This is a genomic window from Pirellulaceae bacterium, from assembly GCA_029243025.1.
Taxonomy (GTDB): Bacteria; Planctomycetota; Planctomycetia; order Pirellulales; family Pirellulaceae.
Genome location: JAQWSU010000017.1, coordinates 1 through 12,149 on the forward strand (window position 1 = coordinate 1; position 12,149 = coordinate 12,149).

The 12,149-nt window shown below is 51.9% G+C and carries 8 protein-coding genes; 6 read left to right on the forward strand and 2 right to left on the reverse strand.

Going from position 1 to position 12,149, the window contains the following annotated elements; genetic code table 11:
• From P8N76_07035 to P8N76_07045, 3 genes are all read left to right on the forward strand, one after another.
• On the forward strand, positions 1–1,178 hold a 1,178-nt coding region (locus P8N76_07035), incomplete at its 5' end, for a hypothetical protein (GenBank protein MDG2381411.1).
• A gap of 797 nt (positions 1,179–1,975) precedes the next feature.
• Positions 1,976–3,628 (forward strand): arylsulfatase, encoded by a 1,653-nt coding sequence (locus P8N76_07040; GenBank protein ID MDG2381412.1) that lies wholly within the window; start codon positions 1,976–1,978, stop codon positions 3,626–3,628.
• Positions 3,629–4,399 (forward strand): hypothetical protein, encoded by a 771-nt coding sequence (locus P8N76_07045; protein ID MDG2381413.1) that lies wholly within the window; start codon positions 3,629–3,631, stop codon positions 4,397–4,399.
• A 318-nt stretch (positions 4,400–4,717) separates the two neighbouring features.
• Here P8N76_07045 and P8N76_07050 read toward each other — a convergent pair whose 3' ends face one another.
• Both P8N76_07050 and P8N76_07055 read right to left on the reverse strand, forming a co-directional pair.
• Positions 4,718–5,158 (reverse strand): polysaccharide pyruvyl transferase family protein, encoded by a 441-nt coding sequence (locus tag P8N76_07050; GenBank protein ID MDG2381414.1) that lies wholly within the window; start codon positions 5,156–5,158, stop codon positions 4,718–4,720.
• A 504-nt stretch (positions 5,159–5,662) separates the two neighbouring features.
• The gene (locus P8N76_07055; protein MDG2381415.1) at positions 5,663–5,863 is read right to left on the reverse strand and encodes a hypothetical protein; all 201 of its coding nucleotides are present in this window, start codon (positions 5,861–5,863) and stop codon (positions 5,663–5,665) included.
• 1,091 nt (positions 5,864–6,954) lie between these two features.
• Between P8N76_07055 and P8N76_07060 the strand changes: the two genes are divergently transcribed.
• From P8N76_07060 to P8N76_07070, 3 genes are read left to right on the forward strand one after another with little or no spacing between them, the layout of a single operon-like run.
• On the forward strand, positions 6,955–8,508 hold the full coding sequence (locus tag P8N76_07060) for an enolase C-terminal domain-like protein (protein ID MDG2381416.1): 1,554 nt from the start codon (positions 6,955–6,957) through the stop codon (positions 8,506–8,508).
• A 6-nt stretch (positions 8,509–8,514) separates the two neighbouring features.
• The gene (locus P8N76_07065; protein MDG2381417.1) at positions 8,515–9,897 is read left to right on the forward strand and encodes a hypothetical protein; all 1,383 of its coding nucleotides are present in this window, start codon (positions 8,515–8,517) and stop codon (positions 9,895–9,897) included.
• 41 nt (positions 9,898–9,938) lie between these two features.
• The gene (locus tag P8N76_07070; GenBank protein ID MDG2381418.1) at positions 9,939–11,285 is read left to right on the forward strand and encodes a hypothetical protein; all 1,347 of its coding nucleotides are present in this window, start codon (positions 9,939–9,941) and stop codon (positions 11,283–11,285) included.
• The last annotated feature ends 864 nt before the right edge of the window (positions 11,286–12,149 follow it).

Consider the following 12,149-nt stretch of genomic DNA (forward strand, 5'->3'; position numbering starts at 1 on the left):
TTGCCACAACCTTTGTCGTCACCGGACTGAATACCGGGACCGTTACCGGTGTGGCAGCTGGATTCGCAGACGTCGAAAATCTCACCGGTGGATCTCTCGCCGACACGTTCCAATTGAGCGGCGGTACGCTCACCGGAAGCATCGACGGCGCGGGGAACATCGACACGCTGATTGGTGACGATCTAGCTACGGCCTTTGTCGTTACCGGACTGAATACCGGGACCGTTACCGGTGTGGCAGCTGGATTCGCAGACGTCGAAAACCTGACCGGCGGCGCTCTCGACGACACCTTCCAATTGAGCGGCGGTACGCTCACCGGAAGCATCGACGGCGCGGGCGACATCGACACGCTGATAGCTGACAATCTCGCCACGACCCTAGTCGTTACCGGACTGAATACCGGAACCGTCACCGGTGTGGGAGCCGGATTCACAAACGTCGAAAACTTGACTGGTGGATCTCTCGCCGACACGTTCCAATTGAGCGGCGGTACGCTCACCGGAAGCATCGACGGCGCGGGGAACATCGACACGCTGTTGGGTGATGATCTTGTCACAACCTTTGACGTTATCGGACCGAATGCCGGAACCGTCACCGGTGTGGGAGCTGGATTCACAAACGTCGAGAATTTAACTGGTGGCTCCCTGGACGACACGTTCCAGGCAGCCACCGGAGCGACGCTCACAGGAGTGATGGATGGCGGTGACGGGAATGATCAATTTTTCCTCATCCCTGATCCGTTCGTGACTTTCCGCGCTGTTGGTAATGGGGAAGTCTTCGGAGATGTCCTATCCGTGATGGGCCAGAGCGCCCTGCCCATCAACGACGGTCTCGTCATAACGACGAGCGAATTCGCCACGATTGAACACTCTGGTTTCGAGTCGATCACCCTGATATGCGCTCTCTGCGCCCCCGTACCAGCGTTGATCGCCAGGAGCGAGCCAGCACCTTTGATCGACAGCCAAAGTGCCGACTCAGTGTTCGTCGATTGGCGAGAAGAGGAACCCCGAGACAAAGTCGATGACCCACTAACCCCTGAGCTCGATCGAGCGATGGAGTTGCTGGGCGACGCCTTGGCGTTGACCAAGGTCCGCCGGGAACTAGACGTCAACACGTCAGAGACAGATCCTCACGGCGAAGGCCAAAATCGCGGGAAACCGAACGTCTTCATCGCCTGAAAAGTTTGTTCCATGAAAAAACTTGTTGCCTGTGGATCCAGTCGCCACGCCTAACAAGATCTCGCAAACGATCATCCGCGGGACGGCATTGATCCAGAAAATGAAACCAACACGAATCCCCTCTGGCAAGCATCTCAAATCCGATAAAACGCCAACAAACAGCACCGGTTGCTCCTCAAGGATTGAGAGCGAGCTTAAAACGAGAGCACTTCAATTCCGTTTGCAGGTCATTTTAACCTTCAACTGAGTCATTCGCTGCTAAGACAACAAGTCGCTGTCGGAAAGTAGTGCCGAGGTTATCGGTAACGATTTCAATCTGCCTGAATACGAAATCATGTTTTCGGGCTTTGCCAAAGTCCAAACGGTGCTCCTTCCACAATAAGAAGCCTAAGGCTTTCAATCACGGGCAGAAGAGACATAGCAATCCTACTGGCCATTTTTTTACGTCGTCCAGCAAGGCGCATCCGTCGAGCTTCATCTGCAGGCATCCCATGGGGTACCGAGTCAGCATTCGCAATACCCTATGCTCTTTTTCGCAACTAGTGATCTCCAGAAGCTCTTGCGAGGCGACCAACGGGACAACCAAAAAATTTTGTCCAACCTCCAATCTCTCCTGCGCTGCTGATCCTCACGACACCGAAAACATCCCTTTCTCGCGAGAGCTCGAACGGATGAGGGATACCGTCAGTTTTCGGAAGTAAGTGCAATTAACCCATTGAATTTTTGACAAACGCAGGATCTACTTGAAACGCTCATTATCGACCGTCTCCAACAAAGTACGACAAAGGTGATTAAAAATGGGGAATCGAAAACCAGCGATAGTAATCGCAAACGTGTTACATTCATCGAAATTGATTTATGATCGCTCAATTCGAAGATTTTTTTTACTTGCCGGATTTTCCTACATCGTTTTCCAGTCGGGCATAGCAATTCAAGCAGAAGAAACCTTCGACCGCACGCGAATTCCAATCGCGGACGCTCGCCCCAATGCGATCACCGAAATCGATCCATCGAAGGCACGAATGCCCAAAAGTGCACAACTGTCAGCGCCCGCTAGTGCTCCTAATGTCGTCGTCATTATTTTAGATGACCTCGGCTTCGGCGGACCTTCTGCCTTTGGAGGCCCCATCCGCATGCCAGCCTTGGACCGATTGGCAAAAGGTGGGCTGCGGTATACTCGATTTCATACTTGTGCGCTTTGCGCACCGACTCGGGTTGCTCTAAAGCAGGGTCGCAATCATCACGTCGTGAACATGGGATCGATTCCGGAAATTGCCACCGGCTTTCCAGGCAATACTAGCCGAGTGCCTAACGACACAGCGCCGTTAGCTGAAATCCTGCGACTGAATGGCTACAACACGGCCGCCTTCGGAAAATGGCACGCAACCTTGGGACGGGAGACGACCACATCCGGATCCCAGGACCGCTGGCCAACGCGACAGGGATTCGAAAAATTCTATGGTTTCATTGGGGCTGAGGAAAACAATTTCGAGCCTTCGCTCCACGACGGTGTCACCAATATCGATGTGCCCGAAACCGACGGGTACCACGTAATCGATGACATGACCCGCGAGGCCATCGAATGGATGCACCAACAACATTCGATGACACCAGATAAACCATTCTTCATCTACTATGCATCGCCTGGCGTTCATGCACCCCACCATGTGACCGCCGAATGGATCGAAAAATACAAAGGAGAATTTGATCAGGGCTGGGATGCCACACGCCGAGCAACCCTCGCCAAACAGATCGAAATGGGCATCGTCCCGCCAGAGACCCAACTAGCAACCCCCGCCGACAGCATCGTACGTTGGGAAAATCTAACGAACGACCAGAAAAAGATGTATGCCCGGCAGGCAGAAGCATTTGCCGCATTTGCTGAGTACTCTGACTTTCACGCCGGACGTTTGATTGATGCAATCGATGAATTAGGTGAGCTGGACAACACAGTAGTGATCTACATTACGGGCGACAACGGCACAAGTTCCGAAGGAAACCAAACGGGAAATTGGAATTGGGGACATATGTTGAACGGCGTTCCTGAGACGACGGAAGAACAGTTGCGCTATTTCGACGCGTGGGGAGGCCCAGATACCTATCCACATATGTCAGTCGGTTGGGCGATCGCATTTGACGCTCCGTTTGCCCACACCAAGCAGGTGGCAGGCGATTTCGGCGGCACGCGAAACGGCACGGTGATCCATTGGCCAGCCGGTATTAAATCCGGAAACGAGATTCGGACTCAATTCAGCCACGTCATCGATGTCGCTCCCACAATTCTTGAAGCCGCGATGATTCCAGAACCTGAATATGTCAACGGAATCAAGCAATACCCTCTACAGGGAAACAGCCTGATCTATTCGTTCAATGATGCCAACGCTGCAGAACAGCACTCTCAACAATATTTTGAAATCGTTGGGAACCGAGGAATGTACGCTGACGGCTGAATGGCCCGGACAACCGTCAAATATCCTTGGGAAACTAAAAAACGTCACGAAGTCACCGATGATGACGGCTGGGAATTGTTCAATACGCTGGAGGATTTCAGCATGGCGAACGACCTCGCCGAAAAACACCCCAAACGTTTGCAAGAACTGAAGGAAAAATTTATTCGTGAGGCGATCGCGAATGGCGTCTTCCCGCTGGACGATCGCCTGTTAGAAAGACTACTTCCCGAAGTTGCTGGACGCCCCACATTAATGGGCGATCGCAAGTCAATCACACTCTACCCGGGCACGATCGCCGTCAATGAAAATGCGTTGATCAATGTAAAGAATCGGTCAAGCAGAATTTCGGCAAACATCAACGTTGTCGATCCACCGAATACCAACGGAGTGATCATGGCTCAGGGAGGACGGTTCGGAGGCTGGACTTTGTTCATGGAAGAGGGTCACGCAGGCTATGCCTACAACAACCTCGGTGAGATCACCGTCGTCAAATCCAAATCTCCTCTGCGAGCAGGACAGCAAACAATCGTGCTGGACTTCAACTACGAGGGTGATGGCCCGGGCCAAGCCGTAACGATTTCTTTGCAGGTTGAAAATCAATCACCTGCAGTCGCAAAACTTGAGAGCACCGTTGCCAGTCGATTTTCGATCGATGAAGGCGCCGATGTGGGTCGTGATCGCGGCTCGCCCGTGCTGAAGCGCCGCCTGGGCAAGGTTCCACAAAGCCCGTTCACTGGGCGATTGAAGAACGTAACCATCGACTTACGGTAAAAAACGATACTGTCTGATATGGGCAAGATCTTGCTCAAGCTTGCATCCCATCAGAAGTACGCACAAGCCAAACAAGCTGCAGGATTCCTGTCGAATCCTGCAGCAGCTCATCGGCAATCCAATATCGCAATCACTCGTGGTTTGGCGCAGTCCATTCACATCAAACCCTCAAGAATCAATGATTGCACCATTCCACGTTGATGGTCGACGCCCACGAGCCGTGAGGGCTTGTGGGCCATGATGCCCTCTCGTCGCTGACCGCATTTCAATCGGTATGGGGCCCGGAATGGTGCTCACAAAATGCTCCTAATTTGATTACTACGACGGTTCATGAGAATTCGCCAAGGCGTTCCTCAAGAAATCAAGCGAATGGGCGACTTCTTCCCGGCGAATGGCATTGACCTTTGAGTAGTCAATATCTCGAGCAACGAGCTCGGGATCGAATCCCCAGGGTTCACACACCATCCTGTCGAGCAACTGCATCTTCTTTAAGATCGAATCAAACCTCGTCATGCCGCGTCTGGGGTTCCCAAACGTCAAAAAAGGCTTGTTAAACAGGATCGCGAACAGAATACCGTGAAAAGAATCTGTCACCACATACTCTGCATCCATGAAACCACGCAGCCACCGAGTCACTGGCGGGTAGATTGCGTTTTTTGAATCGAGCTTGAAGGCATTTACCTTCAAGCCTCGTTTCTGAGCGAGTTGCTCGATGAATTTTTGTTTTTCTACCGACGAATCCAAGACGTAAACCATCATGTTCCCAGCGCTTTTCGGGACTCTATCCCGCTCAACCAACCATAGTCGTCCGGCTCCAATAACATCGTGGGATCCAAGAGATGCTCGGCGTCGACACCGAAGAACTCGCGACACAGCCTGACAGCAGAATCCTCTCGCACACTAAGGGCGTCGAATTTCCTGATCAAATCCGAGAACTGGGACAACTCCTTCCCACTGAACTTTCGACAGTGATCTAAGCCGAACGACGCCGCGTAGGCAATTCGCTTAACCCGCGTATCATCTCCCAAGAAACGAAGGAAGTAGGCCGAAAGTCAATGAGCATAAGCCGGCCTCCACACCTGGATCACGTCCTACGAAAAACGCATCGAAGTCATACCTCTTGATATAGTCGAACTCATTAAGACAGGAGATACTCTGCGTGAGTGAAATATTTTCGGCGATGAAGCGGTCAGTGTGCTGTTGGAAAGCCCTCGTCTCTTGATTATTCCTTGGAAGGAATGTCGCCAAAACCTGCCAAAGAACCTACTTCTGTATAAACAGGGAGGCGACCCGCTGGATTTCATCGGCAGCATATATTCGCTCTGGAACGAAATCGACGGTAAACACCTCATGGCCCTTCTTACGCAAAATCAACTGCAGTGCGTAAGCCTGGAGTAGGCCTCCGTAGTTGTAATTAAGAGGCAAGGTTAGAACACCGACCGCATCGAAAGCAAACAGGAGCACCCAACCCGCCCACATACGGCCTACCGCTTTATCGATATTAGCTCAAACATGCGCACCCTCCGTTAAGCTCAGCCAAGACTCGATCACGCCGAAACCAGGCCGGAGCCTAACGCTACGCACCGTTTTTAATCCTAAACTTGCACGTTCGATTGTAGCAAAGCAATTAGGCACCTTCCACTTACGCGGCAAGACATTCAACAGGGGCGAAGGGAACGCGAACCTTTTGCCAATTCCCAACTGCACAGTCGTCATCGTGGCGGCACCATTCGTTATTCGCGGGAGAACAGAAATTCGGCGCCATCCCAAACTCGAAACCATTCCCATGTGCACTTTGGCCTTTCTGCAATCGGTCTTGATCGTTCGCGAGAATCCGGCAAACAACAATAGGCTCGAACCACAAAATCGGGTCGACCATTCGGTCAGACTGGTCGTGCGGCGGCAGTTTTCATCATCCACTTCCAACAAGGAAGCATGATTTCTGGAGATGAAAGCCATAGAGAAAGCCATAGAGAAAGCCATCTCGCCTGGCTGATGGTCTCCGAACGAAACCATTACCACACCTCGAAATCATCACGACTGAGCACCCCTTGCATGAGTTAGGATAAGGCGCATTTTTTAGCAGTGAGGATAAAAGACCGCCAGGCATATTAAACGATGGGGGTATGCCAGGTGGAACGTTGCGCCGAAATCCTGGAGAAACGTCCGAAACAAAAGCGTCTCATCGCGTCTCTTGCAGTCAATCAATGAGGCGACCAACGATCTTGCATTCCTGTTATCGTTCAGGATCCTTTTGCTGTCATGCCACCAACAAGTGGGTAGAACGCACTCGAGATATTTCACGAAAGTATATCCCCTTTGCTCAACCGAGTGGCAATGAATTTCGTTGGTTGATTTGAAACTTGACCATATCGAGACTAATCCTGGCGTGAATCGACTGATCGTGTAGATCGCGAGAATCCGTTGATGAATGATCGATCAAAAAATCAACTGACGAAAAATCTGTATGTCGATCGCTTACGACGGAATCGGCTCGGTGCTACAAGCTTGAAGATTACGTTCGCCCCGAGAGTTAGCGATCGCAAGGCGTCGACATGCGATTCAATTCTCTCACCGTCAATCAGCTAATCGAATTATCTGCAGAGGGAATTCGACCACCGAACCGTTCGTCCATGCATTACAATACCGCCTCCTGCGAAAAGGACAAAAAGAAATATGACAAGAACACTTCCTGCCTTCTTACCGGTTGGAATCAACCTGCTACCTTCAACTGGTCTTCCCAGTCTCATGCTCCAATCAGGATCTGGACGATGCTCTCTCACCAACAGCAACCTAAAATGAATCAATTCACTTTGTGCAACCGCCGTCAGTTTGTTAAGTCAACGGCCGTTTCTGCCACCGGTTTGGGTGTGGCAGCCACCGTTTCCAGCTCAGCATGGACGGCAAGAGTCGATGATGTTGATAATTTAGATGTCAAAATCAATCGGGTTGTAAGATGTGAAGTCAAGTACGAGCGGCCCCGAATTGTTGCCGGAAACCGCGGGTACAGATTGGCGGGGAAGTATCGTACGGATCGAGTGCTTCTTGTATTTGGCGACAACGGAAAAATTGGGGTTGGGGCGTGCAGGCCCGCGGCAAACGCAAAACTTGCACATTATCTGGTAGGCAAGAAAGCCTCCGATTTACTTGGAAATTTTGCGAGTGAAGTGAACCAACGCGTTGGCACTTCTGCCCTCTGGGACTTGGCAGGTAAAACCTTACAAAAACCGGTTTATGAGTTGCTGGGCGGCAAAGCGCCGAAGGGCGGCATCCCAATCTACGATGGCATGATCTACCACGAAGAACTATTGTCTCGCGACAAAGGATCGGCTTATCGTAATTCAGGTTCTCAGTACGGTGGAATGCCAAGTTGGAAAGACATTATCAAAGAAGCCATCGATGTTTCCAAACAGGAAGATCATAACTTCGTCAAAGTTAAGATTGGGCGGGGAGCACTCCATTTGAGCCGCAAAGCGGGTAACTATCAGGACCTCGCGGTGCTTGAATTAATTCGTGAATATGCCGGGCACGATTTTGGCATCGGCGTTGATGCTAACAATGGTTACTCGCTCGAAGATACACTTTGGCTAATCAACGAATGCGGCGGCCTGAATATCGCCTTTATTGAAGAGATGTTTCCCGACGACGTTAGTCAGTACCGCGTGGTTCGTGAAGAAATCAAAAAACTGGGAATCAAGACTTTGGTCGCTGACGGCGAAGGCTGGAAAAATCCGCGTGAGCCGCTAGTCAAGGAAATGATTGAATCGGGAACCCTGGATATCCTGCAAGCTGACATGCGCAGATTCGAATTCGAGGGAATTCTCGAAGAGGCTCGGATGGCGACCCAAGCGGGACATGGTTCGATGATCGCACCGCACAACTTCGGCAACGACTTGGGGTTCTACATGTCGGTTCATGCCGGCTGTGCCATCCCCAACTTTTACCGGGCTGAACATGATGCAGGCAAACAGCTAGGCGATACATTGATCAAGCATGGTTACAAAATCGTCGACGGAACCTGCCGGGACTTTGATGCGCCGGGATTGGGCATCGAGCTAAATCCCAAACAACTGGGCAATCTGAATGCTCAATTCGATGTGAAAGCCTAAGTAATTATGAAACAACCTACGATCTCAATACTATCGGGCATCATCCTCCTGATTGCCTCTTCTGCCTTAGCTGTAGCCACCGAAAAGGCCGATAAATCTGTCCCAAAACTAGCGTTCCCTACCGCCGAAGGTTACGGCCGTTTCGCCACCGGAGGACGCGGCGGAGACGTTTATCACGTCACCAATCTCAATGACACCGGCACAGGGTCTTTGCGTGACGCGATTGAGTCATGGCAGGGCCCGCGCACCATTGTCTTCGATATCAGTGGCACCATCCGCATCACAAAGCGACTGGAAGTAAAAAACATTCACGGCCTCACGATTGCAGGACAAAGCGCACCGGGTGATGGCATCACAATTCGCGATGAAAAATTTGGTATCCGAAACAGCTCCAACATCGTCATCCGATACATGCGTTTCCGTCTCGGCAGCGAAAGCGGCACTGAAACCGACACGCTTGGCGTTGACCAGGCTGAGAATGTGATCCTTGATCATGTTACCGCGACTTGGGGTATAGACGGCACCATGGACACCAGCCACATCAAAAACTTCACGCTCCAATGGTCCATGTTTGGTGAAGCATTGAACAACAGCAATCACCACAAAGGTAACCATGCCATGCTGATGTCGTTTCGAAAAACAGATGGAAACGTAAGTATTCACCACAACCTGCTCTTCTCGAGCCGCAACCGCCATCCCACACTGGGCGGTGGAAAACCGAAAGAGTGCAACACTCGAGCCATCTTTGATTTTAGAAACAACATTGTTTACAACCAAAAAGAGTCAACGAACCTGGCCCATGGCATTTTCAATTTGATCAACAACTACTACCGGCCCGGTGAAAGCACCGACCTCACGCTCTTGCCACTCTGGCCCAAAGCCGAAGCTCATGACGTCACGCGAGGCTATTTCAGCGGAAACTTATTCGAAGGCCATCCAGAAAGAACTCAGCACAATTACACCGCCATGCGGTGGGGACCAAGATCAGAAAACTACTTTGGAAATGTGACACTCAAGAATTTCAAAATGGCTCGAGAGCCCGTTGCCGCTGCGGACCGGCCTCTAACTCAATCCGCCGAAAAAGCCTATGAATTAGTTCTAAATTCTTCCGGCGCTTCGAAAGTCCGGGACAGCGCCGACCTTCGCGTCATCCGAGGTGTCCGCAATCGCACCCACAAACTGATCGACACCGAAAAGCAGGTCGGTGGATGGCCAGCGTTGAAATCCCAAAAAGCGCCGCTTGATAAAGATCAAGATGGCATGCATGACAGCTGGGAAAAAGAACGCAAACTCGACCCAACCAATCCCCACGACCGCAATGGCTACGACCTCGATCCAAACTACACCAACCTCGAAGTTTACATCAATGGTTTGGTATCCAAGGAATGAGACAGAAAGAAAACGCAATGCCTTTTGAAGAAAGAGTTCCGATGAAAAGGCGGGAGGCTCTTCAGGCCTTGGGCGCAGCCAGTTTGTTGGGAAATCTGACAGGGGGCACAGAGTGCGCACCGCCAATCAAAACGCTTCGCGGTACTTTTTCCAAGAAACGACCTTGCCCATTTCGAGTTTGGAACCAAGGCAAGACGTTGGCTCCAGTGACACAGGTCACTCCCGAAGACGGTCACTATGTGCACACCTATTTCGATGTGACGCCCTTTAGTCCGTCGCAACGATATTTCGCCGTCACACGTGTGCCGATCCTGTCGCGGCTGCCCGTCTTGGGCGATAAAGCCGATATTTGCGTCATCGATCTGGAAGCCGAGACGATTCAAACCGTTTATACGACGCGATGCTGGGGCTATCAAACCGGATCCAACATCCAATGGGGTTCCACGGATCGGCGCCTGTACGTCAATGATGTCGTAGACGGGACAGCAGTGTGTGTTGGCATTGACCTGGAGACCACCGAAACGCGTGCCTACGCAGGGCCCTTGTACAGCGTCGCTCCCGACGAATCGTGCGTGGTAGGTTTTCCACACGAGTTGAAGGATGTGTCGCAGGAGGGTTACGGAGTCCCACCCAAAAAGCCCGGTGAATACGCAAGCCTTCCCCCTGGCGCATCGAAGGACGAGGGAGTTTGGCTGACGGACCTCAAGTCGAACGAAAAACGCCTGATCGCGAGTCTGGCCGATGTCGCGGCCAAAGTTCCATCCCCCCCGCCCTTCGAAGGCGGTACCTATTACTTCTGGCACACGAAGTTTAATCGACAGGGCACGCGACTGCTTCAAGTGCTTCGTTACATGCACCCACGCATGCCGGACACTCGCAATCCGATGATGTTCACCTTCAGGCCCGACGGAAGCGATATCTGCTTCACTCCGAAGACGGATCGCGTTCCCGTATGGGATGCAAACGGGGGCCACCCCAATTGGCATGGCGACGGCGTCCACGTCATCCGTTCCATGCCGGTGAAGGGCATGGTGGGCAACCGTTTCGTTCAGGCTCGCTATGACGGCACGGATTTCCGCATGCTAAGCGAGACGATCGAAGGCGGCGGCCACCCAAGTGTTGAACCCCAAGGCAAGTATCTTATCACCGACAAGAGACACCATGATGCCGGCGTGGCACGGATGGGCTTACGACTCATCGATTTAACCGCCAATGAAGAGATGAGGGTTTGCAATCTACCAACGATTGATAAAAGCAAGCTACAAAACGTCGTCTTTCGGCTGGACGGTCACCCCGTCTGGAGTCGGGACTCCCAACAGGTTTCCTTGCAAGCGGCACCGCTTGGAAAACGGCAACTATTCGTCGTCAACCTCGCTGAGTTACTCTAAAACACGACGTTTGTCTGCGAAGACTTTCATGGAAGCAGCTTAAGTGCTATCGGTTTTTCATACCGGACTCCGCGTTGCCTCGCTTTCAAGAATCTCTACGGCATTCTCGCAACGCACCTTCTTCGATAATGGCGCCGACATTCACGTCATCCAATTCGGCCGCCGAACCAATTCAACTGGTTGATTTGGCTAGCCTTCACGAACCCGCTGCTTGGCCGTATGCAATCCGAGATTCAGTCTGATTGTTTTCGAACCCCCCCCTACATCGTTCTTCTCGCCGAATATCAGTCACCCTCTATGACCGCAGAGGTCCCATCGGGTAAATCAACCGTGAGTTGCGCTGATCAAGAAGCGACCGTGCCAAGTCACGGGTTGCAACGACCAGCTGAAAGAAGCCCCAATTCCCCCCTCGCGGTGAACACAATTCCTGCCCCATGCTTCGTCAGCATGATCGCGATTCACGCCACTGACACAACGATTCCGGGAGATCATCGCAGACATTCCGGAATCCAAATCGATGCGTTCGTTAACGTCAAAGGCCCGGCGGATCGCTCGAATATACCTCTTGATCCAGTTGTGACGAAAAACACCGCTGCGGCCGGTCAAAAAAGATTGACAACCGAAAAAGCGTTCGGCATTATTGGGTATCGAAGCGTAGAAACATGCTCATCCGCCGAGTTAAGACGTTCTTCAACGATCCCGAAGACTCGGCGACGAATTGATACCCTGTAACCCGCTGTTCACGGTTGGCCCTGACATTGCGGTCGCGGCGTCAGCGGCCTTGCATGACAGGTCCGACTTCTACAAGCTCATGCTCATCGCGGATAGCCACTCCTTTGCTGGCCTTTTTGCGACCTAACGAAC